We start from the raw sequence: 26,130 nt of genomic DNA, 5'->3' as shown, positions 1-26,130 counted from the left end.
CGATGACGTTGGGGGAGCTGGATGAATAAGATGAAGAGCCAAGTGCAATTGCTACACAACGATGACACAGTGCTCGACCCTGCCGACCCGTCATTGCGCGAACGCGGCGCCGTGATGGTCGACGGGCGGGAGTGGGGCAATTGGGAAAGTCATCGCAGCGGTAGCTGGACTGCCTGCCAGCACCACGACACACTGAGGTTGGAGGCGTCGTCCAAAGAAGCGCTGGAAGCGGCTATCGCAAGCCACAATTAATCACTTCCACATGCTTTTCAGGCCACCCGCAATATCGATGCGGGCTTGGGCCAAGGCTCGGCGCCCATGGTCGGTGGGCGCCGCCGCGCGCGGCCATGACAAGCTCTCGAATAACGTCAGCAACTTCCCCGGGATAAAACGCGTCCGGTTTGCATACACATGCCGGTCGCCCTGGCTGGCTTGTTGATGCACATAAAACCGCTGCGGCACGACAATATGCAACTCGTCTTTGGCGCGCGTCATGGCGACATACAAGAGCCGCCGCTCCTCTTCTATGTCCTCGCTGCTACCCGTTCCGAGATCCGAGGGCATGCAACCGTCCACTGCATTGAGCAGGTAGACGCTGCGCCATTCCTGGCCCTTGGCGGAATGGATCGTGGATAGAATCAGATAGTCCTCGTCGCGCAAGGGCACGCCCGATTCATCGCTGGTCGCATCGGGCAAATCGAGCGACAGCTCAGTCAGGAAACGCTCCCGGGACGGATAAGTCGAAGCGATCTGCTGCATTTGCGCGAGATCGGCTACGCGGGTCTCGGCATCCTCATGCAGTCGTTGCAGGTGCGGTTCGTACCAGGCGCGGATCAGTTCGAGCTCGGCCGGCCACGCCGCGCTCTGCGTCGAAACCTGTCCCACCAGTTCGAGTAATTCCGACCATTGCTGCGCGACGCGAGGCGGCGGTGCAAATGCACTGAGCGCGGCAAGCGTGTCGCCGCCTTGTGCCAAGCTGCCGAGCACACGCGACGCCGTGCCGGGACCAACGCCCGGCAGCAGTTGCAGCACTCGAAATCCGGCCACCTGATCGCGAGGATTCTGCAGCCAGCGCAGCATCGCCAGCAGATCTTTGACGTGACTCGAATCGAGAAACTTCAAGCCGCCGAACTTCACGAACGGCAGGTTGCGCCGAGTCAGTTCCACCTCCAACTGGGCACTGTGATGCGAGGCGCGAAACAGAACGGCCTGCTCCTTGAGCACCATGCCGCCCTCGCGGCTGGCCAGCACCGATTCGACCACGAAACCAGCCTGCTCCCCTTCGTCGCGCACCGTCACCAACTGAGGCCGGTCGGTACCGGCTTTATCGGACCAAAGTTGCTTGGAGAAGCGCTCGGCTGCAAGCCCGATCACAGCGTTGGACGCGGCCAGAATGGCGGTGGTCGAACGGTAGTTGCGCTCCAGCGTGACGGTTTGCGCCGGCGGCGTGAACTGCGCGGGGAAGTCGAGAATATTGCGCACGGTTGCGCCGCGAAACGAATAGATCGATTGCGCATCGTCGCCCACCACTGTCAAACCGCGCCCATCCGGTTTGAGGGCAAGCAGGATGCTGGCTTGTAGACGATTCGTGTCCTGGTATTCATCGACCAGCACATGCTCGAAACGCGGCGACAAGTCCGCGGCAATCACAGGCTCGGCAGCCATCCGCGCCCAGTAGAGCAGCAGGTCGTCGTAGTCCAGCACCTGCTGCGCCTGCTTGGCCTCGACATAGGCCGAGAACAGCGAGCGCAACTCATCCTCCCAGCCGGCACACCAAGGAAACGTACCGGCGAGCACGGTTTGCAACGGCACCTCGGTATTGACCGCGCGAGAATAAATCGCGAAACAGGTGTTTTTCGTTGGGAACCGTTTGGCCTGGCCTGAGAGGCCCAGATCGTGACGCACCAGGTTCATCAAGTCGGCGGAGTCCTCGCGGTCGTTGATGGTGAAGCTGGGGCTCAGCCCGATATGCTCGGCATACTCACGCAGCAGCCGCGCGCCTACGCTATGGAAGGTGCCGGACCATGTCAGCGCCGCCTTGGTGAGTCCGGAATTCGGACCCAGCACCTGCGCCGCGAGCCGCTCAACGCGGCGGGTCATTTCGAAAGCCGCGCGTCGCGAAAACGTCAGCAGCATGATTTTGCGCGGGTCCGCGCCGTTGGCCACCAAGTGCGCCACCCGGTGCGCCAGTGTGTTGGTCTTGCCGGACCCCGCGCCGGCCACTACGAGCAGCGGGCCGCCATGCCCAGCGCCGCGAGGGTCGACGCCATGCTCGACGGCTCGTCGCTGCTCAGCGTTCAATTTATCGAGGTAACTAGCGCGGGCGGTTTCGGGTCCGCGTTCTGACTGGACAGTCGTCACGGCAATCGGTGCTCAAGAAATGCGGGTTTGGCGTAAAGAATCGGTGCCGGGTGGGCTGTATATCCGTACAGCATACTATACCAGTGCCGCAGCCCTGGTATTCGGACAATCATTGCTGATGTGGGAGATCGAGCAACAGTCCCGCGGCGGCCAGGACGTTGCTGATGTACAGAAGCACAGCGAGAGGCACTGCGCAGAATCACGGTTCGTCAAGCCGCACGCAGCGCGTCGACCTCGATCCGGTCGCGGCCACCGGTTTTTGCCCGATACATCGCCTGGTCAACTTCCTTGAGCCACATCTGATAGCTTTCCAGCTCCGGTCGATAACCGACCAGTCCAATGCTGGCAGTGCATGGGCACATGCTGTCGAGTTGCGAGGCCATGCGTCGGATCGCCCCGGTGAGCCGTTCAATCACCAGCACCGCCTCGGCGAGCGGAGTATCCACCAAAATCACGACGAACTCTTCGCCGCCGTAACGCCCGATGATGTCGGTGGCACGTAGTTCTTTGCGCAGCAGCTGCGCGAAAACCTGTAGCGCAAGATCACCGCTGGCATGCCCGTAACTATCGTTGACACTTTTGAAGTGATCCAGATCGAGCAGCGCCAAGCAAGAGGACTGCCCCTTCGCGCGGCAATCGGCAAACGTCTCGACCAGGCAAGTCTCCCAATAAGGCCGGTTGAACAAACCGGTCAGCCCGTCGATGCGGCTTAAGCGCTCGAGCTCGGCCGAACGCGTCGACAGTTGCCTGGCCAGACGGTAAGTGGTGCTGCCCAGCACGAGTGGATACAGAGCCATGAACGGCAAGCAGGCGAGTATCGTCTCCATGCGCGGCTGAAACTGAAACTGCAGGCCCAATACCGCAATGCCGATCAACGCTCCCAGCAACTGTGACGCCAGCCCGCGAAAAAACAAACGCGAACCGCCGGCGGCCATATTGTCCATACTCATCATCGCCAACATCACCGTGCAAGACAGCACGTTGAACTGCATCGCGATCGTCCAAAAGCCACCGAAGCAAGAATCGACCATGATGCAGAAGCGCTCGAACCGGTACGGATAGCGATTGCGTAGCCCTAGATAGCAAGCCAGATGCGGCCAGATAAAACCGTGCAGGACGACCAGTGCCCAGATGGCTGGCGAGACATGGGGCAAAAACCATAGCGCCGAGACCACGCACAACGACCCCGCGCCCAAACCGACAACCCGCAGTTTGTAAAGGCGCCTAACAAACCTTTTCCCCTTACCGGGCAAGTGTTCGGGTACATGAAGGGAAACGTTGTGTCCCAAAATTAAAATCCTGACGTGACGCTAAAAATGGTACGGAGCCGAGCGAACCTGGTGGGCGCTTATTCGGCGTCGAGTCGACGCTGAATAAGCGCCGCTCTTCCACATTGGTAATATTTAAAATATCACCGTTGGCGTTAATTTAAGCAGATACCGCGCGTTTTGCCATGTTTATTTTTGATGTCATTTGCGAAACTCAAGATTTTGCGAAAGTTTCATAAAGAAAATCGACAAAAACGCGCAACGCAGTTGAACTCTGGCGATGTTGCGGATAAATCGCATAGACGCCGCCGTCGGCAGACAGATAGTCATCCAGGATTGTGACAAGCTCGCCTCGCTTTAAAGCTTCGCCCACGATAAATGTCGGTAGAACGGCAATGCCTAATCCTGCCAGCGCCGCGTCCCGTACTAATTCGCCATTATTGACGCGCAATCGCCCGGTTACAGGAATCCCACGTGTGCGACCATTGATTTTGAACTGCCATTCAACGGTTTTTGCGTGGCCATACAACAGGCATTCATGCTCTTTTAAGTCGTTCGGCGTGACAGGCGTGCCACGCCGCCGCAAATAGTCAGGCGCGCAACATGCCACCAGATTAAAGGGGGTAATGCGCCGCGCGATCAGGGAGGAATCGCTCAACACCCCAATACGCATTGCCATGTCATAGCCCTCTCCCACCAAATCGACGGTGCGATCGTTGAGTTCCAGCTCGATCGATACGTCGGGATAACGCTGGAGAAACTTTGGAATAACCGGACCCAGGTGCAGCGTGCCGAACGACATCGGTGCGCTAATGCGCAAGCTGCCTCGGGGGCCCGCGTTCTGACTGGAAATCGCCTCCTCGGTTTCAGCCACCTCCGCGAGGATCTTTTGGATACGCTCGAAATAAGCTCGGCCCAGTTCCGTCACTGTGAGCTTACGGGTGGTTCTGACCAATAAGCGCACACCTAGCCGCCCTTCCAGGGCCATCACCCGCCGGCTGACGAATTGCTTGGACAATCCCAGCTTGTCGGCCGCCGCCGTGAAGCTCTGCGCCTCGACGGTGGTGGCGAAAATCCGCATGTCTTCGAATTGATTCATCGGGCGCCCTTGAAAAACAGCATTGTGCTGAATTGTCACATACTAGGTGACAGTATTACGCCAGAATCGATCTTTATCAATCAATAATATGACACTAAACTTGCTTCATCGGTCCAGCGCCACCCTAACGCGGCGCCCGGGCTCAAACCCAGTTTCCCGGAGTTCATCATGATTGAAGTTCGCAAAGCAAACACCCGCGGCGTCGCCGAGCATGGCTGGCTGAGCTCGCGTCACACGTTTTCGTTCGGTCACTATCGCGACCCGCAGCAGCAGGGTTTTTCAGATCTGCTGGTGATCAACGACGACCGCGTGGCACCGGGCAAAGGGTTCGGCACCCATCCGCACCGCGACATGGAGATTTTTTCCTATGTCCTCGAAGGCGCTTTGGAGCATAAGGACACGATGGGAACGGGATCCGTGATCCGCCCCGGCGATGTCCAGATGATGAGTGCAGGCACCGGCGTGGCTCACAGCGAATACAACCATTCGAAGAGCGAGCCTGTGCACTTCCTGCAAATCTGGATCGTGCCGCAGCTTAAAGGCGCAGCGCCCCGGTACCAGCAGTTGAATTTCACGGCGGCCGAAAAGAGCGGTGTGTTCCGGCGGATCATTTCTCCCGACGGTCGGGATGGCTCGCTGGGCGTGCATCAGGACGCGAGTGTTTACGCCGGGCTTTTCGACGCGGGCCAGAGCGCTACGTTCGATGTGGCGCAAGACCGCTACGCCTATGTGCACGTTGCAAGCGGTAGCGTCGAGATGAACGGCGTAGCGTTGAGCGCTGGCGATGGCGTGCGAGTACGCGACGAGCGTGCGCTCACGTTTGCCAAGGGCGAACACGCCGAAGTGCTGGTATTCGATCTGCGTCCGAACGAATTGCCTGACTTCTGAACCAGCGGCATGTTGCAGTGAAAGCTTGCAAAGGTGCGGGGAGTATTCCGCACCCTTGATGGCTTATTAAGCCGCGACCCCTGCGTCTGCGTCAGTATCAATCACCGGTGCCCCGCTGAGCACCTGCCCCAACTTCTTGCGATCGAGTTCGCGCTCCCACGCCGACACCACCACGCACGCCACACCGTTACCCACGATATTGGTCAGCGCACGGCACTCGCTCATGAAGCGGTCGATACCCAGAATCAGCACCATGCCCGTGACCGGCAAGCTAGGCACCACCGCCAGCGTCGCCGCCAACGTGATAAAGCCCGAACCGGTCACACCGCTGGCACCCTTCGAAGTCAGCATCGCCACGGCCAGAATGGCCGCTTCCTGGCCCCACGTGAGATCGATGTTAAGCGCTTGTGCAATGAATATCACCGCCATCGTCATGTAGATGTTGGTGCCGTCCAGGTTGAACGAGTAGCCCGTCGGTATCACCAGCCCCACCACCGAGCGCGAGCAACCCAACTTCTCCATTTTCTCCATCAGTTGCGGCAGCGCCGCCTCCGAGGAACTGGTGCCGAGCACGATCGCAAGCTCTTCCTTGATGTAGGAAACAAAACGCAGGATGCTAAAGCCCGTCAGGCGCGCGACGATCCCCAGCCCGACCACCACGAACACCACCGCGGTCAGATAGAAGCAACCGATCAGCTTGAGCAGCGGAAACAGCGAGACGATCCCGTATTTGCCTATGGTGAAAGCCATCGCGCCAAACGCGCCGATCGGGGCGACCTTGGTAACGATATGCACCATGCGAAAGAATATCTTCGAAATCTGGCCGATAAAGTCCGTCACGATCTGGGCTTTCGGGCCGATCATCGACAGCGCTGCGCCGAACAGCAGCGCGCCAAACAGAATCTGCAAGATATCGCCCTTGGCGAAGGCATCGATCATCGTGTCCGGGATGATGTGCAACACGAAGTCCACCGTGCTCTGGCCTTTGGCCTGGGTGGCGTACGTGGCGATGCTCTTGGCGTCCAGGCTGGCCGGGTCGATGTTGAAGCCGGTGCCGGGGCGCAGCAAGTGCGCGGCAAGCAAACCGATCACCAGCGCGACGGTCGACATGACTTCGAAGTACAGCAGTGCCTTGCCGCCCACACGCCCGACCTTGGTCAAGTCCTGCATGCCTGCAATGCCGGTGACCACCGTACAGAAGATGATGGGCCCGATCAGCATGCGTATCAGCTTGATAAAGCCATCGCCGAGCGGCTTCATGTCGATGCCCAGGCTCGGGTAGAAGTGCCCGAGCAAGATTCCAAGCGCGATCGCGATCAGCACTTGGACGTACAAAATCCGATAGAAGGGTTTTTTCACGGTGTCTCCTGATTGAAATAGTTGAACTTGAGCGGCGAGATCCGCTCGGTCTTTTTGTTTTTGTGGGTCAAATTAACGCAAGGGCCGTGCCATTCGGGCACGCCTGCTAAGCGACTGATCTATATGGGATAAGCGCATGCATGCGGGACACGCTGTGCGGAAAGACAGACTTTCGGCGCGTGCGCTGGCTGGAGAACGTTACGCAAACCAACTTATGCGAACCCGCTCATGCACGCTGCCTACGCAACCGGGGCGGGGCGACGCGACCGCAGCGCTTTATTTGAATTCTTCGGTACTGATACCGAGTCGGCGCATCTTGTCGTAGAGAGTCTTCTTGGGAATGCCGAGTTGTTCGCTGGCGGTCGCAGCGCGCCCGGCGCTACCGCGCAAGGCCTCTTCGATCAGGTAGCGCTCGAAGCCGTTGAGTTGTTCGTCCAGCGAGCGCCGCGCACCTGGTTGGCCCGCTTCGCCTTCGCCGCGGCCCGCCGCCGGCTCATCAACACGCGTCAACATGCCCAGCGCAAAGCGCTCGGCCACGTTGCGCAGCTCACGCACGTTGCCTGGCCACGAGCGCGCCATCAGATCGCGCATCTGCTCGGAGGAAATGTCCGGCACCGGCCGATTGTAGGCCGCCGCCGCATGCAGGACGAAATGCTCGAACAACAGCGGGATATCTTCGCGGCGCTCCCTCAATGGCGGGATTTCCAGAATGATGACGCCGAGCCGATAGTACAGATCGTCGCGGAAGTGCTTTTGCTGCGAGAGTTCGAGCAGGTTCGCCTTGGTGCCGGCGACAATCCGGCAATCCATCTCCAGCAGTTCGTTGGATCCGATGCGTTCGAACGTGCGCTCCTGTAGCAAGCGCAACAACTTCGCCTGCAAGGACATCTGCATGGTCTCGATCTCGTCGAGAAACAAGGTGCCGCGCTGCGCGTATTCTATTTTGCCGATACGGCGTTTGATCGCGCCGGTGAAAGCGCCCGCTTCGTGCCCGAACACTTCGCTTTCGAACAGCAACTCGGGAATGCCCGCGCAGTTGATAGCGGCAAAGGGATGTGCCTTGCGCGGGCCGTAGTCGTGCAGCGAGCGCGCAACCAGCTCTTTGCCTGTACCGGTTTCTCCCAGCACCAGCACATTGGCGTCCGCGCCGGCCAGCTCGAGTATCATGCGCCGCAGCCGCTCGATTGCGCTCGATCGACCGAGAATCTTGGCTTCGATCTGATCACGTTGCTGCAAGGTCTGCCGCAGCGCCTGCACTTCCAGCGTTAGCTGGCGCTTTTCCAGCGCACGCCGCGCAACATCGACCAATTGCTCGGAAGAAAACGGCTTTTCGATGAAGTCATAGGCACCGCGCCGCATCGCATCGACGGCCATTGCGATGTCGCCATGGCCGCTCACGAGAATGACGGGCAGCGTCGGGTCGATCGCTTTTGCCTGTTCCAGCAGCGCCATGCCATCCATGCCGGGCAGGCGGATATCGCTCACGACGATACCGGGAAAGCCCCGCTCGATCAGCTTGAGCGCAGGCTCCGCGCGCTCGAACGCCCGCACCTCCAGGCCGCCAATCTCGAACGCCTGCACGCTGCCCAGCCGTACGGCCGCATCGTCTTCAATGAACAATATGGTCAGCTTATCTTGCATCCGGCTCTCGCGGCGTAGCCGCTCTCAATCTGATAATGAACTCGGCGCCGCCCTCGGCCCGGTTGTGCGCGCTCAGCGCGCCGCCGAACTCCTGGACGATGCTCAACGAAATAGTCAGCCCCAAGCCCAGGCCTTCGCCTTGATCCTTGGTCGTAAAGAATGGTTCGAACAAATGCGCGAGCGCTTCATCGGTGAGGCCGGGGCCGCTGTCGTGCACGCTGATAGAGACATCGTCGGCGTCACGCGCGATCGAAATCGTCAATTCGCCCGCTGCATAGTCCCGCGCTGCCGATACCGCCGTGGCGGGCATCGATCCCGATCCCGATTCCGATCCAGACGCCGAGATTGCCCGTGCCTGCGCTTGTGCCCCCGCCGTCATCGTCATCGCATCCAACGCGTTGGCGATCAGGTTGACCAGCACTTGTTCGAGCCGAGTCGCCTCGGCCCACCCATACACCTCAACGTCGGGTTCCGTACGCACCGGCAGCACCAGCCGCACTTCGCTGCGCCGCAAGCGCGCATCCAGCAAAAACAGCGCATTGGCCAGCGCAGCATGCAATGAAACCGGCTCCAAAAAAGCCGGTGATTTGCGCGCAAAACGTTTGAGCTGACGGGTGATTTTACCCATGCGCTCAGTGAGATCGCAGATTACCTCGAGATTTTTCTGGGCACCGGGCACTTGCCCGCGCTGGATAAAAATCAGCGCGTTGTCCGAAAGCGTGCGCAACGCGGCCAGCGGTTGATTGAGCTCATGGGTAATGCTCGCAGACATTTGCCCCAGCGCTGCCATCTTGCCCGCCTGCATCAATTCCTGCAGCGTCGACTTCAGAACGGCCTCGGTGTTTTTCCGTTCGGCGATCTCGACCTTCAGGCTCTTGTTGGCGTGGCTCAATGCATCGGTACGTCGCGACACCTTTCTTTCGAGCTCATCGTTCAACCGACGCAAAGCGGATTTGGTCGCGAGCTCCTGCGCGATGATACGCCGACGCTGCAACACGAACAGGACAAACACCGTAACGAACGCCAACCCCAGCCCCGTGCCCACTGCCACGTTCAGCGCGGCGCTCTCCGCCGGCTTGATATTGGAAAGCGTGACGATCTTCCAGTCGGTGCCCGACACCGGCCGGCTGACCGCAAGAAACCGCGGCCCCAGCAAGGCCGGAATACTGCGCCGCAAGTCGACGTATGACGCAAACCGCTCGACGGCCGTGCCGGCATTGATTCGATTCTGTTCGACCAGACCAATCGCTTCGAGCGCGCCAGGCGCATCGTATTGACGGGTCGCCGCGATGCTCGCACGCGCCTCGCTGGACAACGCGATCAGGGACTTGTACTTCCATGGATCGAAGGTCGAAAGAAAAATCACACCGTTCGCATCGGCGGCCACTACGGTATCCGCGCCACGCTTCCACACCGGCTCGATCTTGTCGAGATTGATCTTGACGGTCGCGATCCCGACCACCTTTCCGCCCGCGCCGCCCGCATACACGCGCTCGGCATAAAAGTAGCCGGCCTCCTTGCTCGTGGTACCCAAGCCGTAGAACACGCCGTGCCCCTGGGCCAGCGCGTCCAGAAAGTAAGGCCGGTAGGCGAAATTCATGCCGACGAAAGTGATCGGCTGATCCCAGTTGCTCGACGCCAGCGTCTTGCCCTGCAGATCCATGATGTACAGCGTGTTGGAATGGGCGCCCCGATTGACCGCCGCGAGGTAGCGATTGACCTTGTCGGTCAGCGCGGCGGTGCCAGGCTCCTGAAGCAGGCGCACGGTGTCAGGGTTAAGGCTGAGCAACGAAGGCAGATAGGTGTAGCGGGCCAGTTCGCTGGTGAGTGTGTTTTCGTATATATCGATCCGATGCGCGGCAGCGTCACGGATCGTGTCGATACCGCTGCGTTCCGTATATCGATAAGCGCTCCATACGCCCAGCGGAATCAGCAGCAAGACGCAGAGATACGTCAGGAGCCTGGGTTTGCGCGCAGAAGCGCCGCCTGCGGCGGTAGGCTCCGAGGCCATCAATTGCCCGGTAACGGTCCGACGACGATACTGACCTGTGTGCTGCCGAACATCGACGAAGTGATCTGGATCGTCGCGGAACGGGCGCCCTTGGTGAACGTCAGCACGCTAGCCTTCGAAAACAGGCTGGTGACCAATGACCACCCCGAACTCTTCGGTTGATCGCGATAAAAGATGAAGGCGTCGTTTGCCGAACTGTCGGTCGCGAAAATGATCCGCCCGGTCCAGGTCGAACCGCTGCCGAGCACCAGACTGTCCTCGGGATCGATCTTCACGCCCAGGGGAATCGGAAAATCGCCCGCCAGACGCTGCTCGATCGGCTGAGTGTTAGCCTGGAACCCGCTTTGCGGAGTGCTGCCAGCGGCACGCCCCGGAGAACTCGTGGTACAGGCGCCGATCGTCAAAACCAGCGCAGCGATCGTCAAGACGCGAATCAAAACCATAGGTCACCCGGAGATACAGTTAGAAGGAGCCGCGAACGTAACGCTCAGGCCACAAACAACGCGTACGCAAAACTCAATCGGAACTGTCCAGCCAGGGAATCTCGACGTCGGTAATGAACGCCACCACAGCGAGCGGGCCATCTTCGAAACGCCCCACCTTACCGTCGGCACGCTGCCACTCGACGCGAAACTTCGGCGGATGGGAGTCGGCCAGCAGCCACACCGAGCGCAATTCCTCTTCGTCGGTTTTGGCAACGGCGCCGTCCAGCGAGATACGGATATGTTGCGGCCACAAGCCGCCGGTCGGTTCCGCGAATTTCTCGGCATCGAGAATATCGTAATCGGCCTCGATGCCGATGGTCGCCGCTGCATCGACGTTCATCTTGCCCACACTATGCAGCAACGCCGTCGCCCGCGCGAAATCGGCGTGACGTATCGCCAAGGCGCCGCGAGTCAGAGCCTGTTCAAGCTTGGGGTTGGTTTTATTTCGGCTCACGCGCAATCCTTATTTGGTTAGCTGAGGGGTTAGCTCAGTGGTAAATCCACTCAGGCTGGATTGTACCGGTCTCACTGATCAGCGGCACTATCGCCGAGCACGGTATCGCGCTTGTCCAACAGGTGGCGCCGCAACACAGCCCCCAGGCGCTTGCCATCCCGAGCTTCGAGTGCCTCGATCATGGCTTCGTGGTCCTGGACCGCACGATTCCATTTGCCGATCTGGAAATTGGATTTGTACCGCAACGCCTGGATGCGTCGATTCAACGACAAGTAAGTTTGCCGCAAGACCGAGTTACGCGCGGCCTCGTTGATTTTGTCGTGGATGGCCTGATTGCGACTGTAATAGCCCGAAAGATCGGACTGCGCGTGCGCGGCCAGCATCGCGAAATGCAAAGCCTTGATTTCGGCCACTTCGGCTGCCGTGATGCGCTCGCAAGCCAACTCGCCGGAAAAAGCCTCCAGCCCGCTCATCAATTCGAAGGTTTCGCGGATATCGGCCTCGGACAGTCGTGACACCGAGGCACCGCGGTTCGGCGTGATCTCGATCAGCCCTTCAGCCGCCAGCACCTTGAGCGCCTCGCGCAGGGGCGTACGGGAAATACCGAGCAATTCGCATAGCTCGCGCTCGTTGAGTTTGGCGCCGGGAACCAGGAAACCCTCGACGATATAGGTACGCAGATGGTCGACGACCATGTCATGCAGACGTTGGCGTTCGAACTTGGGCAACGCGGTCGCCGGCGGATCAATATCCAGTAAAGCCGTATTTTGCATGCAAAACCTCTTAGGTACGCGCTGCCATTATAGCTTACGGTTCATGGCTTAATATCGCTCGAAGACACCGCTTGCAGGCCTGAAAGCTGCCTGCGGTACTGCCGGCCACGGCCAGCAAAATTTGACTTCCCAACTACCTCTATTATCGGCTAAAGTATTTTGAATGCAAAATTCAAAAAGGATACCAAGATGCTGAAACTCGACTTTCATCCCGCGGGCCGTCACTTCCTGCAAATCCCCGGCCCGAGTCCGGTACCGGACCGAATTTTGCGGGCGATGAGCTATCCGACGATCGATCATCGCGGGCCGGAATTCGGTGAGCTTGGCCTGAAGGTGCTGGCCGGCATCAAGAAAATTTTCAAGACCGAGCATCCTGTGGTGATCTACCCGGCGTCCGGCACCGGCGCGTGGGAGGCGGCGTTGGTGAATACGCTCAGCCCGGGCGACGCCGTGTTGATGTTCGAAACCGGTCATTTCGCCACCTTGTGGAAAAAAATGGCCGAAAAGCTCGGTCTGAAGCCCGAGTTCATTGGCCTGCCTGGCGTCGAAGGCTGGCGCCATGGCGTGGATGTCGCGATGATCGAAGAACGTCTGCGCGCGGACAAAGGGCATCTGATCAAGGCCGTGTGCGTCGTCCATAACGAAACCTCCACCGGAGTCACCTCCGATATCGCGGCGGTGCGCCGCGCGATCGATAGCGTCAAACATCCGGCGCTACTCATGGTGGACACCATTTCGGGGCTTGCCGCGGCCGATTATCGCCATGATGAATGGGGCGTGGACGTCGCCATTTCCGGTTCGCAAAAAGGGTTGATGCTGCCCCCAGGAATCAGCTTCAATGCGCTCTCCCCCCGGGCAATCGACGCCAGCAAGAAAGCGACGCTGCCGCGCGCGTTCTGGGATTGGGAAGAAATCGTGTCGATGAACAAGACCGGTTACTGGCCCTACACGCCGAGCACCAACTTGCTCTACGGTCTATCCGAAGCGCTCGATATGATTTTTGCGGAAGGCCTGGAGCAGGTATTCGCGCGCCACCAACGGCTCGCCGCAGCTTGCCGCAGCGCCGTGCGCGGTTGGGGTCTGGAGATTCAATGCGCCGACGAAGCGGTCTATTCACCGGTCCTGACCGGCGTCATGACACCCGCGGGCGTCGATGCCGACGCCGTGCGCAAGTTGATTTACGAACACTTCGATATGTCGCTGGGCACGGGCTTGGGCAAAGTGAAAGGCTGCATGTTCCGTATCGGACATCTAGGCGACTGCAACGATCTGACGCTGATGGCGACACTGGCTGGTTGCGAGATGGGGCTGCAAATGGCGGGGGTGAAGTTGAGCGGCAGCGGGGTCCAGGAAGCGATGCGTCATTTGAGCGCGCATCCGTCGAAATTGCGTCATGCGGCTGGGTGAGTGACGAGCAAGTGACTGAATAAGCGGCCGATATGTGACCGATTGATCGGTTGAATAGGCGGCCGAATAAACGGTTAAATAAGCGATTGAACTAGCGGCTGAATAAGCGACCAAGTAGACGCACGGGAAAATAATATGCCGGTATTGGCACCTCATCTGGAACAGCTGGCGAGCACGCTTGCCGCTGCAGCGCGTAGCGCGACGCCCGCGGCGATCGAACCGGGCATGTACCCCCGTTCCGCCTTCGAAGCCTATCGGGTACAGCGTGAAATCCTGCGCCTGGACGGCCGTGGCTTGGGCGGCATCAAGGTCGGCTCCAAATCCGCCACCGGGCCGATTCATGGCGCGTTGCTGCCCAACTCGGGCCTCAAGCCCAGCGCCGAGAATGTGCAGCTTCGCGACTTTCCAGTCGTCGCGCTTGAGCTCGAAATCGCGTTCCGGTTTGGCAAACCATTCCTGCCCCGTCCTACGCCTTATACCGAGCAGGAGGTGCTGGATTCGGTAGCCATGATGGCGGCCACGATAGAGATCGTCAGCAGCCGGTTAGCCGGCTGGCCCGACAGCGATGCACTGTGCCAGTTGGCGGATCTGCAAAATCACGGCGCGCTGATCGTCGGCGAATTCGTGCCCTACGATCCCCGCTTTCCCTTCGAACAGCCGCCGCTGACCTTCACCTTCGCCGGCCAGGATATCGGTGGCTCGGCGCCCGTCAACCCAGCCGGCGATCCGCGTCGCTTGTTGAGTTGGGCGGTCAATCACTGTCTCGATCAGGGTCTGGCGGTGGGTCCGGATCTGGTGATCACCACCGGGAGCTATACCGGCGCATACTTTCTGGACAGACCCGGCCTCGCGGCCGGTGAAATTGCGGGCCTGCCGCCGGTGCAAGTCCAGCTCGTGTAATGGGCTCGGCGTGCCCCCGCCACTCACCCGGCCACCCACCCATCCCTACCGATCGATGAGCCACCGTTCATGCTGAATCAACCTTCCAACACTTTGGTTAAACCGGTGCGCTTCGTCGACGCAGGACGCGCGTCGGCCACGCCGCTGGCGCAACACTTGCGGCGCGAGTTGCGCGGCGGTGTGATGTTCGATCGCGCCGCGCGCGGCCGCTATGCAACGGACGCCTCGATCTACCAGATCACGCCGATCGGAGTAGTCGTGCCGCGCGACCAGGACGACCTGATCGTCGCGCTCGATATCGCGCGCCATCACGCCGTACCCGTTCTCGCTCGCGGAGCCGGCACCAGCCAGTGCGGGCAAACGGTGGGCGAGGCGCTCGTCATCGACACGAGTAAATGGCTGCATCAGGTGCTGGCGTTCGACGCGCAAGCGCGCACCGTGACGGTTGAACCGGGGCTCGTGCTCGACCATCTGAACGCGTGGCTCAAGCCGCATGGCCTGTGGTTTCCTGTCGACGTGTCGACCGCGGCCCAATGCACGATAGGCGGCATGACCGGCAACAATTCCTGCGGTTCGCGCTCGATCGAATACGGCAACATGGTGCACAACGTGGTCGGCATCGACGCGGTGCTGGCCGACGGTTACCAAGCGCGTTTCACGACGCTAGCTGCCATGGCCCCCGATACGCGCCTGCAAGCTCTGGTCGCAAGCCTGAAGCAGATCGCGCAACGCGAAGCCGCACAAATTATCGAGCAGGTGCCCAAGGTCTTGCGGCGCGTCGCGGGCTACAACATCGACGTGTTCGATTGCCAGAATCCCAAGCCCTACAGCGCGGATGGCATGCCCAATCTTGCGCATTTGCTGGTCGGCTCCGAAGGCACCCTCGCCTTCAGCCGGCAGATCACGCTGCAGCTTGCGCCGCTGCCTGCCCACAAAGTGCTGGGCGTGGTGAATTTCGCAAGCTTCCATCAGGCGATGGATCTCACCCAGCATATCGTCAAGCTCGGCCCGACCGCGGTCGAATTGGTCGATCACACGATGATCGCGCTGTCGATTACCAATCCGGCATTTCGCCCGGTGATCGAGGCAGCGCTGGTCGGCACGCCGCAAGCGATCCTGCTGGTCGAATTTGCCGGCGCGGACGCGGCCGTGCAATTGGCCAAATTGGCGCAACTTGATGAGCTGATGGGCGATCTGGGTCTGCCCGGCTCGGTCGTGCGCATGACCGGTGCCGCGCAGCAAAAAGCGCTTTGGGAAGTGCGCAAGGCCGGGCTGAACATCATGATGAGCATGAAGGGCGACGGCAAGCCCGTTTCGTTTATCGAAGACTGCGCGGTGCCGCTCGAACACCTGGCCGAGTACACCGCAAGCCTGACCGAAGTGTTTCATCGTCACGGCACCGAAGGCACGTGGTACGCCCATGCCAGCGTGGGCACCCTGCATGTGCGACCGATACTGGATATGCGCCGCGACGGCGCACAAAAAATGCGTGCCATCGCCCAGGAAGCCTCAGCGTTGGTGCGCAAGTTCAAAGGCGCGTATTCGGGCGAGCATGGCGATGGTCTGTGCCGTGGCGAATGGGTGGCGTGGCAATACGGCCCGCGGCTCAATCAGGCGTTCAAGGACATCAAGAACCTGTTCGATCCCGACAATCGCTTCAACCCCGACAAGATCGTCAATCCACCCAAGATGGACGACGAGCGCAATTTCCGCTTCGGCGCGAAATATGGCGAGGTGTCGCTGACCCCTAGACTGGATTGGTCTGCCTGGAATGTCACGCGCGCGCCACTGACCGGCACCGAAGGCGAACCGGGCTCGGGCGGCGACCGCACCGGTGGCCTCGCCAAGGCAGTCGAGATGTGCAATAACAACGGCCACTGCCGCAAGTTCGATGCCGGTACGATGTGCCCAAGCTACCGCGTCACGAAGGACGAAATGCATGTGACGCGCGGCCGTGCCAATACCCTGCGGCTGGCCCTTTCGGGCCAATTGGGGAGTGAGGGTCTGGCGAGCCCGGAGGTCAAGGAAGCGCTCGACCTGTGCGTCTCATGCAAGGGCTGCAAGCGCGATTGTCCGACCGGCGTCGATATGGCGAAGATCAAGATTGAAGCCCGCGCCGCCTGGCAAGATAGCCACGGGCTGACATTGCGCGAACGGCTGGTGGCGTTCATGCCGCGTTACGCGCCGTTGGCCAGCCGCTTGAGCCCGCTCGTCGATTTGCTCAAGGCGCTGCCCTTGCCTTACGGCTGGGCCAAGCGTCAAATGGGTTTTGCGACGGAACGCTCGCTGCCCAGTTTCAAGCCATCATTCCTGACAAGGCGATCAGCCACCTCATCTTCCAAACCCGGGGCTAACCTCGCGAGCGGTGACAAACAAGTCCTGCTGTTCGTCGACACCTTCAACAATTACTTCGAGCCTGAAAATGCCGCTGCCGCCAAACGCGTGCTCGAAGCGGCCGGCTATCACGTCCACCTCAACACGCGCGCTGGGGAACGACCGCTGTGCTGCGGGCGTACGCTGCTCTCGGCGGGTCTGGTCGCACAAGCCAAGGAAGAAGCGCAGCGCATGCTCGATGGTTTGCTGCCTTTTATCGAACAACAGATCCCGATTGTCGGGCTCGAGCCCTCCTGCCTGCTGACTTTACGCGACGAATTCCTCAACTACGGTTTCGGCGAACCTGCGCGCAAGCTGGCGCAATCGGCGTTCCTGTTCGAGGAATTTCTCGTGCGCGAATCCGAAGCGGGCCGGTTGCAACTGGATCTCGGCGCCATCGCGCAAACCAAGGCATTGATCCACGGACACTGCCACCAGAAGGCTTTCGACGCATTGGGCGCCGTACCTACCGTGCTCAAATGGATACCCGGGCTGGAAGTGTCGGTGATCGAATCGTCGTGCTGCGGGATGGCGGGCAACTTCGGTTACGAAGCCGAGCATTATCAGACTTCGATGGCCATGGCGGAATTGGCTTTGCTGCCTGCCATTCGCGAGATCGACGACCATACGGTGGTGGTGGCGGACGGTACCAGTTGCCGGCACCAGATCGCCGACGGGGCTCAGACCGACGCAGTTCATGTTGCCGTGCTGCTCGCGTCGGCGCTATCGATCACCCAGTAATTTGCTGTCTATATCGATTGATATAGGTTGCTGCACATCACCGAAGATTCCAATCGATGTCTAAATGGACGCAACTTCGCGTACTGCTCTTATTTGCATGCGGCTACTTCGTCTCGTATGTGTTTCGCGGCGTCAACCTGGGTTTCGCGCCCTACCTCTCCCATGACCTCGGCCTGTCGACCGCCGGGCTGGGCGTACTGACCAGTCTCTACTTCGTGGCGTTCGCGGCGACCCAGATCCCCGCCGGGGTGCTGCTCGATCACTACAGTGCGCGACGCGTCATTCCGGCGCTGCTGTTGCTCACCGGCCTGGGCTCGTTCCTCTTCGGCCACGCCCACGGCCTATCGGGCCTGATGTTGGGTCGCCTGCTGATCGGGGTCGGCGTTGCTGCCTGTTTCGCCGGCGCTATCAAAGCGCTGGCCATGGTTTTTCCGGTCGAGCGTTTGCCGATGGTCAACGGTTTGGTCATGGCGATCGGTGGTTTGGGCGGTGTCTTCGTCGGCTCGCCGCTCACGTGGCTGCTGGGGCTAACCGATTGGCGCACGATCTGTTACGGGCTGACCGGCTTGAGCCTGCTGGTGGCCATCGCAATCTGGTACGGCGCACCCGCCGTGACCAAGCCCCACCAGCACGGCGGCGTGCTGGCGCAGTTCAAGGGCACCGGTCAGATCTTGGCCAGCGGCACATTCTGGCGCGTAGCGTCGTTATCGGTCGTGACGCAAGGCGTGTTCTACGCGATGCAATCGCTGTGGGTCGGGCCTTATCTGAGCGACGTGTCGCAGTTGTCCGCCCGCGACGCCGGGTCGATGGTGTCGATTCTCGGTCTGGCCATGATGGGAGGCTGTGTGGGCTTTGGCGCCATCGCACGTCACATCGAACGCATCGGCATGCGGCTCTATACCTTCTGCGGCGTCGGCATGGTGGCGTTCATCGTCACGCAGTTGCTGATCATGGCGCAAGCACCGTTGCCGCCGGCATTGCTATGGGCCGCGTACGGTGCGTTCGGCAGTATCGGCATATTGACCTATGCATTGATGGCCGAATATTTCCCGCAGCATCTGCTCGGCCGGGTCAGCACCACCCTCACGCTGGTGATGTTCGTGCTGGTCGTCGTGTTCCAGACCGGCGTGGGCGCGCTGCTGAATCACTGGCTTCCTGTGAACGGCCATCATCCTGCAATCGCTCATCTGAGCGCATGGAGCATCCTGGTGGTGGTGCAGATCGCTAGCGCGGTCTGCTATTTCTACCCGGCCGCCAAAGCGCGGCCGAATCCATGCCCGCCGCCGTCGGCATCGTCGCCGCGTTGATTCGGCGTTGATTCCGCGTTGATCCTTCCGTCAACCGCGTCCGACGAACGGCATTTTCGCGGCCATCACGTTCATCGTCAGCACGTTGGCGCTGAGCGGCAAATTGGCGATATACAACACCGCATCCGTGACATGTTTGAGGTCCATGAGCGGCTCCACCGCGACCTCGCCGTTGGCCTGCATGACGCCTCGCGCCATGCGTGCGGCCATTTCGGTATCGGCGTTACCGATATCGATCTGACTCACCGCGATATCGAAATGCCGGCCGTCGAGGGAACACGCGCGGGTCAGTCCGAGCACGCCGTGTTTGGTTGCCGTATAGGGCACGCTGTTTGGCCGCGGCGCATAGGCGGAGATCGAACCGTTGTTGATAATGCGGCCACCGCGCGGCGCCTGCGCTTTCATCAAGCGAAACGCGGCGCGAGTGCATAAGAATGCGCCTGTGAGGTTGGTGCCGACCACCGCGTTCCATTGCTCGACCGTGAGTTCATCGATCGGCACCGCCGCAGCGCCGATACCGGCGTTGTTGAACAGCACGTCGAGGCGCCCGTACGTGGACTGGATGCGCTCGAATAACGCATCGACGCTCGCTGCGTCGCTAACATCCGTCGGCACGGCCAATGCCTCCCAGCCCTCGGCTTTCGCTTGTTCCGCCAACACCTGCAGCGGTTCAGCGCTGCGCCCGCTGAGCACTACCCGGTAACCGTCCCGCAACAAAGCCAACGCCGTCGCTTGTCCAATGCCGCGACCGGCGCCCGTGACGAGCGCCACTTTGCCGTGCCTGGCTTGGGGCGCTGGGTGAGTTGGCGCTGGGGTCACCGCTGGTCTCGCCCCTTGTGCCACCGTCTGTGCCGTCGCTTGCGCCGCATCTGTCACGTTCTTGCCGTCCTCATTCATCTTCGATTCCCTTGATTGTTCGACCGCGGCGCTTGCATCAGGTCTGCGCGTGGCTTGCGCCGCCTCGGATACCCCTGTCCAGTACGTCATCGATTGTAAGGCCTCGCGACATCCTGGGCACCGCTTCGAGTAGCGCTTTAGTGACGACGTCACCCGCTCCCGATACAGTGAAGTGCCCCGGGGGGATCGATTCCCGGTTCGCATTGTCGAACTCCATTTGCCGCGCCCTCCAGGATAAAACCCGATGATCACCGTCCATCACCTTAATAACTCGCGTTCCCAACGCGTTTTGTGGATGCTTGAAGAGCTTGGCTTGTCTTATCAGGTGAAGCGTTACGAGCGCGACCCGAAGACGCTGCTCGCACCGCCGGCACTCAAGGCGATCCATCCGCTGGGCAAATCACCGGTCATCACGGACGGCGACCTGACACTGGCCGAGTCGGGCGCGATCATCGAGTATCTGGCCCGGCGCTACGGCCACGGCAGACTGCAGCCACTGCCCGGCTCGCCCGACGAAATTCGCTATGCCTACTGGCTGCACTATGCCGAAGGGTCGGGCATGCCGCTGCTGGTGATGAAGCTTATTTTTCAAAAAATTCCGCAGTCGCCGATGCCGTTTTTCATCAAACCCATTGCGCGCATGTTGATGCAAGGTGTGCAGACTGCGTATCTCGACCCGCAAATCAAGACCCACCTCGACTATCTCGAGGGCGAATTGGGCAAAGCCGCTTGGTTCGCCGGACCGGAATTCACCGCCGCCGATATCCAGATGAGTTTTCCGCTCGAAGCGGCTGCGGTGCGCGGCGGTCTCACGCAAAATCGACCGCGTCTGTGGGCATTCCTGCAAACGATCCACGCGCGCCCGGCTTATCAACGCGCGCTGGCGGCCGGCGGCCCTTACGATTTGCTTTCTTGATGCGGCCGCCCCACAGCAGCCCCTTTCTTCATGCGGCAGCCCTCGCGGCCGCGACTGCGCTACGGGCGGCGGAGCCCAACGCCGTATTTACCGCCCCAAAGGCGGTCCCCCCGCTATCTCCCACAATCGAGTCGATTGCGCGGCCACGCGTTGTCAAGACATAGCTCCTAAGCACCACAATCCCCGCCTCGGGGGGGTGCCACGCCGACGCGCTTCAAGCATACTAACGGCTTGGACGAATCGAGGAGTAGCGATGGACGCGAATACGGAAGCCGCGCAAAGGCGTGCGGAAGAGGCTCAGGCAATGGAACGCATCGTGGCGGCGACGCTACGCGTTCAGACTGCGTTTGCCGCGCTGCAGACGCATTTCCCGCCGGTAGGAGAAGCACATCCCTCGAAATTCGCCCTGCAAACGTTCGACGCAGCGTTGCAAGAGTTGGAGGACGCCCAAGCGGCGTTCGACAATTTGCTCGGTGATTTGCTGGACGGCGCTCGCTAGCGGCATCCCGGATTTCGGCCGCCTAGGCCGTCGATGGGAGACGTCCGGGCAGCCCGTTCAGGCAATTTTCGGGCAGCGCGTGGGCAATCAGTCGAAGCCGTAAATCACGGCAATTGGTCGTCCTGAACAGATGACGCGATTACGGCGAACCTTCCGCCAGGATCGCGCCCTTTTTGGTATTCTCTGCGACGCAGACTACAAAATTGCGAAAATGCGCCGCTATCCTATTTATATTGCTGCATCGCAGGCGTGCTAACTTGCACGCAGCACAATCGTGAAACGCTCCGCCCTCGCAGGGTTTTACAAATCTCTTACAGCGTCGAGCTTCAAGGCGGACTATGAAAGACACTAGCGTCGCACGGCACGACGGGGAGCGACTCGCTACGCTAGACACGTATCAGCCACAGCTGATCGTGGATCGCACGGCGTTTTACGAAATTGCGGCCCTGGCCGCATCGATCTGCAGCACACCGAATTGCCTGGTGTCACTGGTTCATCGCGACCACATTGACGTTCTGGCCGCTGTCGGCTGGACTCCCACCGCACACGATGCCGATGTCGATGTCGATACCAACGATACCGGGGCATTCTGTAACCATACGGTTCTCAGCGCCGACGTATTCGAAGTGGCCGACACGCTCGCCGATATCCGCTTTGTTCATCACCCGCTCGTGACAGCAAGCCCGCGATTACGCTTCTACGCCGGCGCGCCGTTGCTCAGCCGCACCGGACAGATCCTCGGCACCTTGTGCGTAACGGATGTCGCGCCGCGACAACTGACCGAAGAACAGCGCCGCGCATTACTGCGGCTTGGCAACGTCGTTGTCAGCCTGCTTGAAAATATCAAGACGATCCGGGCTGCCACGCCGATCGCCAGCCTGGTCGAACAAACCGCTCGCGAAGTCTTGGTGATCGACAGCGTGTCATTGTTGGTCCTCTATGCCAACCGCGCTGCCTGCGACGCGCTCGGCTATACCAAACAAGCGATCCGCAATCTGCCGATCGCGGCGCTCGACCCGGATTACCTCGAGTGGATCGCCCATTTCGATGCAACGGGCCACGGTCGAACGGCCGAACCCCAGCCGCGCGGCTCGATGGGCATGTTCAAGCACAAGCGCAGCGACGGCTCGACCTATCCGGTCGAAGCACGGCTGCAGCGGGCTCATGACGGCGACGCCGCCGTATGGCTGCTATCGGCGGACGATGCGAGCGAGCGCGTGGCGCTGGAAGAGTCGCTGACGCGCTCGAGGCGTTTTTTCGAAGTGGTCGCCATGACCAACCACGCGATCATCGATGCCGAGACGCAAGTGGAGTTGTTCGCCAAGACCTGCCGCATCGTCGTGGAAACCGGCGGGGCGAAAATGGCCTGGATAGGCTTGGTGGAAAACGACGTCGAACTGATGCCGGTCGCCTCGGCGGGCTTGCCGCTCGAAACGCTGAAAAACTTGCGCTACCGGCTCGACGATCCTCTATCGCAGGCACGCAGCGGTTCGGTGCGCGCCGCCGTGACAGGCGAAACCGCCCTGATCGACCACGTCGATACCGCTTACCCCACTCCCGGCTGGCAAGAACCGTATCTCGCTGCCGGGCTGAGGTCTGCGGCAGCCTTCCCGCTCAAGTTGCGCGGCAAGGCCATCGGCACGATGTGTGCTGCTTTTTCTCAACACGATTTCTTCGACGCGGAGTTGATCTCGCTGTTCGAGAAGGTCGCGGAAAATATCTCGCTGTTCCTCGAACGCAAGCACCTCGAGGCGGAAAGAGCCGGCGCGGTCGCGCAGGTCAGCCGCGGTGAAGAACGTTACGCAACTCTGGTAGACCTGTTCCCTGAAAGCGTCCAGGTCTATCAGGACGGGGTGTTGCAATTCATCAACCGGGCAGGCGCGCATCTGTTCGGCGCGCGCGATCCCAAGGAGCTGATCGGCCAGGCGTACATGAGCCTTTTCGATGAGTCCGCGCACCCGGTACTCAAACAACGCATGTTCGCGCTCAAGAGCCAGAAGCGTACGCCCCCGCTGATCTATCTGGGGCGCAAGCTCGACGGCTCCACGTTTCATATGGAGGTCCAGTCGTCCCAGTACCCGGCTTTCGGTAAGGGGGCCGTCCTGAGCGTGGTGCGCGACGTTACCGAGCGCGTCCTGCGCGAAGCGTTTATCAGCGAAGAGGCGCGCATCCTGCAGATGTCCGCCTCAGGCGCGCCATTGCACGCCATTCTCGACCGGTTGGCCCTGCTGCTGACTCAGCAGGCGCCGCGCATCATGCCGGCAATCATGCTGGTCAACAGCAAGCGGCAAATGCTGCAACTGGCCAGTGCGCCCACGCTGCCGGCCGCGCTTTGCGACTCCCTGGATGGCCTGGCGATCGGGATGACCAGCGGTTCATGCGCCGCCGCCGTGGTCCTCAAGCACGAAGTTGTAGCGCAAGACATTGCCAACGACGAGCATTGGCGATGTTGCGCGGCAACTGCCGCGGCCCACGGCGTACTCGCCTGCTGGTCGACTCCCGTGGTGGCGTCCAATGGCGAGGTGGTCGGCACCTTTGCGTGCTACTACCGGGTTGCAACCGAGCCGACCGATGCCGAGCGCGAGTTGTTGCGCGCGTTGCGCGGCGTGGCGGCAGTGGTGATCGAGCGCGACCGCGCCGATCGCCGGCTGGTCGCCACGCGCAACCGACTGCTCGAAGCGCATTCGCTTGCGCGCATGGGTTACTGGCGCTACGAAATCGAAACCGACCGGTTCAGCGCCTCGCATCTGGCGCTGCAAATCCTCGGCCTGCCGCCGCATTCCCGCACGATCAGCCGCGCCGAATACAACGCGATGATTCATCCGGACGATCGCGCGCGCGTTGCCGCCAAACGGCTCGATTCCATACGCAATTTCACGCCGTTTCATCAGCACTATCGGATCATTCGACCCGATGGCGAAATCGTGTACATCGATGGGCGAGGGTCGGCCACCTTCGACGAAATCAACCGGGTGACTCACTTCTCCGGCGTGATCCAGGATGTGACCGAACGGCACCGGGCCGAGCAAGCGCTGCGGCTACGCCAACATGCGGTCGATGCGACGCTCGACGGCATCGTGATGGTGGATGCGACCCACCCCAATCTTCCGATCCTCTACACGAACCCGGGCTTCGAATGCATGACCGGCTACACCGCCGCGGAGGTGCTAGGGCGCAATTGCCAGTTCCTGCAGGGCCCGGACACGGATCAACTCGCTCTTGAGGAAATCCGCGCGGCCTTGCGCGAACAGCGGCCAGGCCAGACCATTCTCAAGAACTATCGCAAGGATGGCTCGGCGTTCTGGAACAGCTTGCGCATTGCGCCGGTACGCGACGAGAACGGGGTGCTGACCCACTACGTCGGGATTCAGACCGATGTGTCGGAGCGCATGCGCTATGAGGAAGAGCTGGCCCGGCGCGCCAATTACGACGCGCTCACCGGCCTGCCCAACCGCGCCTTGTTCTTCGACCGGGTGCAGCAGGTCATGCTGGCAGCGTCGCCGACTCAGGCGCCCGTTGCGGTCGCCTTCGTCGATCTCGACCACTTCAAGGTATTCAACGACAGCATCGGCCACGACGCCGGCGATCAGGTGTTGAAGACCGTCGCGCAGCGCTTGCGCGAACACATCGAGGAAGGCGAAACGCTGGCCCGCTTTGGCGGCGACGAATTCGTCATCTTGTTTCCGCGCGTTGCGCATGCATCGATTATCGAAAGCCGCCTCAAGGCGGCCATGCAAGACCTGAAGCAGCCTGCGATGATCGCCGGACAGGAAGTCTCGATCGGCGCCAGCATCGGCTTGGCGATTTATCCCGATGATGCCGACTCTGCCGAAAAACTGGTCAGCCACGCCGATTTTGCGATGTATCGGGCCAAGGCCGAGGGGCGCGCGGAATTACGCCGCTACGACCCGCGACGCGACGTAGGCAACGCGCGCCTGCTGACGATGCAACAGGAAATGCGCCGCGCGATCGACCAGAACGAATTCCAATTGCACTATCAGCCCAGGGTCGACGCCGAGTCGCACGAGATTGTCGGCTTCGAAGCGCTCTTGCGCTGGGCGCACCCCGAAAAAGGCTGGCTCCCGCCGCTCGAATTCATTCCGATTGCCGAAGAAACCGGTTTGATCGTCGAAATAGGCGAGTGGGTGCTCAACACGGCCTGCGAACAAAACCAAAAGTGGGTCACCGCGGGGCGTTTCGAATGTCCGGTTTCGGTCAACGTTTCGGTAGCGCAATTCGAGAAGACGAATTTCGTCGAGGTGGTGCAGCGCTGTCTGGCGAATACCGGGCTCGCGCCGGCTTTGCTCGAACTCGAAATCACGGAGTCGCTGGTGATGGAAGACCCCGAAGCGTTTATCGAGGTGTTGAAGAAGCTTAAGGCACTCGGCGTGAAAATCGCCATCGACGATTTTGGTACCGGCTATTCGAGTTTGAGTTACTTGAAACGTTTCCCGATCGACCACCTGAAAATCGACCGGTCATTCGTGCGCGACCTCGCTACCGACCCGGCCGATGCCTCGATCTGCCGCACCATCATCGCGATGGCGCATTCGCTCGAGATCAGCGTGGTGGCCGAGGGCGTCGAAACGGTCGAACAGGCGATTTACCTGAGCGCTCACGGTTGCGAAGAGTTGCAGGGCTATTTGTTCTATCGCCCGGCCCCACCTGAGACGTTCGACGCCGTCGATCAGGGGCCGTCTGAGCGGATCGCGGGCGGAGCGCTCTGATCGCGTTGCCTGACGGAATCGGTG

19 protein-coding genes are annotated in these 26,130 nt (G+C 60.6%); 9 read left to right on the top strand and 10 right to left on the bottom strand.

Annotated features, from left to right (window positions below; all coding sequences use genetic code 11):
* The first annotated feature begins 21 nt into the window (after nt 1–21).
* The gene (locus GSQ77_RS00675) at nt 22–252 is read left to right on the top strand and encodes a hypothetical protein (protein WP_158898010.1); all 231 of its coding nucleotides are present in this window, start codon (nt 22–24) and stop codon (nt 250–252) included.
* On the opposite strand, the gene GSQ77_RS00670 is transcribed toward GSQ77_RS00675, so the two are convergent.
* The 3 genes from GSQ77_RS00670 to GSQ77_RS00660 form a co-directional block, all read right to left on the bottom strand.
* Nucleotides 253–2,361 carry an ATP-dependent helicase gene (locus GSQ77_RS00670; protein WP_254067393.1) on the bottom strand — a complete coding sequence of 703 codons (2,109 nt, stop codon included), beginning with the start codon at nt 2,359–2,361 and terminating at the stop codon, nt 253–255.
* Nucleotides 2,362–2,570: 209 nt separating this feature from the next.
* Nucleotides 2,571–3,614, bottom strand: a complete 1,044-nt coding sequence (locus GSQ77_RS00665) for a diguanylate cyclase (protein ID WP_158898372.1) — start codon at nt 3,612–3,614, stop codon at nt 2,571–2,573.
* A gap of 229 nt (nt 3,615–3,843) precedes the next feature.
* Nucleotides 3,844–4,728 (bottom strand): LysR family transcriptional regulator, encoded by an 885-nt coding sequence (locus GSQ77_RS00660; protein ID WP_158898008.1) that lies wholly within the window; start codon nt 4,726–4,728, stop codon nt 3,844–3,846.
* A gap of 168 nt (nt 4,729–4,896) precedes the next feature.
* Between GSQ77_RS00660 and GSQ77_RS00655 the strand changes: the two genes are divergently transcribed.
* Complete coding sequence (locus GSQ77_RS00655; RefSeq protein WP_158898006.1) at nt 4,897–5,616, top strand: pirin family protein; 720 nt, start codon at nt 4,897–4,899, stop codon at nt 5,614–5,616.
* Nucleotides 5,617–5,682: 66 nt separating this feature from the next.
* Here the strand turns inward: GSQ77_RS00655 and GSQ77_RS00650 are convergent, their stop codons facing one another.
* The 6 genes from GSQ77_RS00650 to GSQ77_RS00625 form a co-directional block, all read right to left on the bottom strand.
* On the bottom strand, nt 5,683–6,975 hold the full coding sequence (locus tag GSQ77_RS00650; protein ID WP_158898004.1) for a dicarboxylate/amino acid:cation symporter: 1,293 nt from the start codon (nt 6,973–6,975) through the stop codon (nt 5,683–5,685).
* Nucleotides 6,976–7,251: 276 nt separating this feature from the next.
* Entirely contained in the window at nt 7,252–8,616 is a 1,365-nt protein-coding gene (locus GSQ77_RS00645) for a sigma-54 dependent transcriptional regulator (RefSeq protein WP_158898002.1), read from the bottom strand.
* Nucleotides 8,606–10,627 carry an ATP-binding protein gene (locus GSQ77_RS00640; RefSeq protein WP_158898000.1) on the bottom strand — a complete coding sequence of 674 codons (2,022 nt, stop codon included), beginning with the start codon at nt 10,625–10,627 and terminating at the stop codon, nt 8,606–8,608. Before GSQ77_RS00640 ends, GSQ77_RS00645 begins: the two co-directional genes overlap by 11 nt.
* Nucleotides 10,627–11,070 (bottom strand): hypothetical protein, encoded by a 444-nt coding sequence (locus GSQ77_RS00635; protein WP_158897998.1) that lies wholly within the window; start codon nt 11,068–11,070, stop codon nt 10,627–10,629. The genes GSQ77_RS00640 and GSQ77_RS00635 overlap by 1 nt, the downstream gene beginning before the upstream one ends.
* A gap of 73 nt (nt 11,071–11,143) precedes the next feature.
* Nucleotides 11,144–11,566, bottom strand: coding sequence for a hypothetical protein (locus GSQ77_RS00630; protein ID WP_158897996.1), 423 nt, complete (start codon nt 11,564–11,566; stop codon nt 11,144–11,146).
* Nucleotides 11,567–11,637: 71 nt separating this feature from the next.
* A complete protein-coding gene (locus GSQ77_RS00625) occupies nt 11,638–12,339 on the bottom strand; it encodes a GntR family transcriptional regulator (protein ID WP_158897994.1) in 702 nt (233 codons plus the stop codon).
* A gap of 189 nt (nt 12,340–12,528) precedes the next feature.
* On the opposite strand from GSQ77_RS00625, the gene GSQ77_RS00620 reads away from it, so the two are divergent.
* The 4 genes from GSQ77_RS00620 (at nt 12,529) to GSQ77_RS00605 (ending at nt 19,067) form a co-directional block, all read left to right on the top strand.
* Entirely contained in the window at nt 12,529–13,746 is a 1,218-nt protein-coding gene (locus tag GSQ77_RS00620) for an alanine--glyoxylate aminotransferase family protein (RefSeq protein WP_158897992.1), read from the top strand.
* Between the two features lie 135 nt (nt 13,747–13,881).
* The gene (locus tag GSQ77_RS00615) at nt 13,882–14,646 is read left to right on the top strand and encodes a 2-keto-4-pentenoate hydratase (protein WP_158897989.1); all 765 of its coding nucleotides are present in this window, start codon (nt 13,882–13,884) and stop codon (nt 14,644–14,646) included.
* 69 nt (nt 14,647–14,715) lie between these two features.
* Nucleotides 14,716–17,760 carry an FAD-binding and (Fe-S)-binding domain-containing protein gene (locus tag GSQ77_RS00610; RefSeq protein ID WP_158897987.1) on the top strand — a complete coding sequence of 1,015 codons (3,045 nt, stop codon included), beginning with the start codon at nt 14,716–14,718 and terminating at the stop codon, nt 17,758–17,760.
* Between the two features lie 56 nt (nt 17,761–17,816).
* Nucleotides 17,817–19,067: a nitrate/nitrite transporter gene (locus GSQ77_RS00605; protein ID WP_158897985.1), complete on the top strand. Its 1,251-nt coding sequence runs from the start codon at nt 17,817–17,819 to the stop codon at nt 19,065–19,067.
* A gap of 30 nt (nt 19,068–19,097) precedes the next feature.
* On the opposite strand, the gene GSQ77_RS00600 is transcribed toward GSQ77_RS00605, so the two are convergent.
* Nucleotides 19,098–19,964: an SDR family oxidoreductase gene (locus tag GSQ77_RS00600; protein ID WP_158897983.1), complete on the bottom strand. Its 867-nt coding sequence runs from the start codon at nt 19,962–19,964 to the stop codon at nt 19,098–19,100.
* Between the two features lie 244 nt (nt 19,965–20,208).
* Here GSQ77_RS00600 and GSQ77_RS00595 point away from each other — a divergent pair, with 244 nt between their 5' ends.
* The 3 genes from GSQ77_RS00595 to GSQ77_RS00585 all read left to right on the top strand — a co-directional run bounded on the left by GSQ77_RS00595 (nt 20,209) and on the right by GSQ77_RS00585 (nt 26,106).
* The gene (locus GSQ77_RS00595; RefSeq protein ID WP_158897981.1) at nt 20,209–20,880 is read left to right on the top strand and encodes a glutathione S-transferase family protein; all 672 of its coding nucleotides are present in this window, start codon (nt 20,209–20,211) and stop codon (nt 20,878–20,880) included.
* A gap of 253 nt (nt 20,881–21,133) precedes the next feature.
* On the top strand, nt 21,134–21,379 hold the full coding sequence (locus GSQ77_RS00590) for a hypothetical protein (RefSeq protein WP_158897979.1): 246 nt from the start codon (nt 21,134–21,136) through the stop codon (nt 21,377–21,379).
* A gap of 338 nt (nt 21,380–21,717) precedes the next feature.
* Nucleotides 21,718–26,106, top strand: coding sequence for an EAL domain-containing protein (locus GSQ77_RS00585; protein ID WP_158897977.1), 4,389 nt, complete (start codon nt 21,718–21,720; stop codon nt 26,104–26,106).
* Nucleotides 26,107–26,130 lie beyond the last annotated feature (24 nt).

Source organism: Burkholderia sp. L27(2015), from assembly GCF_009765705.1.
Lineage (GTDB): Bacteria > Pseudomonadota > Gammaproteobacteria > Burkholderiales > Burkholderiaceae > LMUX01.
The sequence above is the reverse complement of the archived record's forward strand: the minus strand, read 5'-3'. Positions and strand labels throughout refer to the sequence as shown.

Excerpts from the sequence above, each read along its gene's own strand:
- GSQ77_RS00640 (WP_158898000.1), bottom strand. The coding sequence starts at position 10,627 with ATGGCCTCGGAGCCTACCGCCGCAGGCGGCGCTTCTGCGCGCAAACCC.
- GSQ77_RS00675 (WP_158898010.1), top strand. The coding sequence starts at position 22 with ATGAATAAGATGAAGAGCCAAGTGCAATTGCTACACAACGATGACACA.
- GSQ77_RS00595 (WP_158897981.1), top strand. The coding sequence starts at position 20,209 with ATGATCACCGTCCATCACCTTAATAACTCGCGTTCCCAACGCGTTTTG.
- GSQ77_RS00620 (WP_158897992.1), top strand. The coding sequence starts at position 12,529 with ATGCTGAAACTCGACTTTCATCCCGCGGGCCGTCACTTCCTGCAAATC.
- GSQ77_RS00655 (WP_158898006.1), top strand. The coding sequence starts at position 4,897 with ATGATTGAAGTTCGCAAAGCAAACACCCGCGGCGTCGCCGAGCATGGC.
- GSQ77_RS00625 (WP_158897994.1), bottom strand. The coding sequence starts at position 12,339 with ATGCAAAATACGGCTTTACTGGATATTGATCCGCCGGCGACCGCGTTG.
- GSQ77_RS00585 (WP_158897977.1), top strand. The coding sequence starts at position 21,718 with ATGAAAGACACTAGCGTCGCACGGCACGACGGGGAGCGACTCGCTACG.
- GSQ77_RS00660 (WP_158898008.1), bottom strand. The coding sequence starts at position 4,728 with ATGAATCAATTCGAAGACATGCGGATTTTCGCCACCACCGTCGAGGCG.
- GSQ77_RS00600 (WP_158897983.1), bottom strand. The coding sequence starts at position 19,964 with ATGAATGAGGACGGCAAGAACGTGACAGATGCGGCGCAAGCGACGGCA.
- GSQ77_RS00645 (WP_158898002.1), bottom strand. The coding sequence starts at position 8,616 with ATGCAAGATAAGCTGACCATATTGTTCATTGAAGACGATGCGGCCGTA.
- GSQ77_RS00610 (WP_158897987.1), top strand. The coding sequence starts at position 14,716 with ATGCTGAATCAACCTTCCAACACTTTGGTTAAACCGGTGCGCTTCGTC.
- GSQ77_RS00615 (WP_158897989.1), top strand. The coding sequence starts at position 13,882 with ATGCCGGTATTGGCACCTCATCTGGAACAGCTGGCGAGCACGCTTGCC.
- GSQ77_RS00635 (WP_158897998.1), bottom strand. The coding sequence starts at position 11,070 with ATGGTTTTGATTCGCGTCTTGACGATCGCTGCGCTGGTTTTGACGATC.
- GSQ77_RS00605 (WP_158897985.1), top strand. The coding sequence starts at position 17,817 with ATGTCTAAATGGACGCAACTTCGCGTACTGCTCTTATTTGCATGCGGC.
- GSQ77_RS00590 (WP_158897979.1), top strand. The coding sequence starts at position 21,134 with ATGGACGCGAATACGGAAGCCGCGCAAAGGCGTGCGGAAGAGGCTCAG.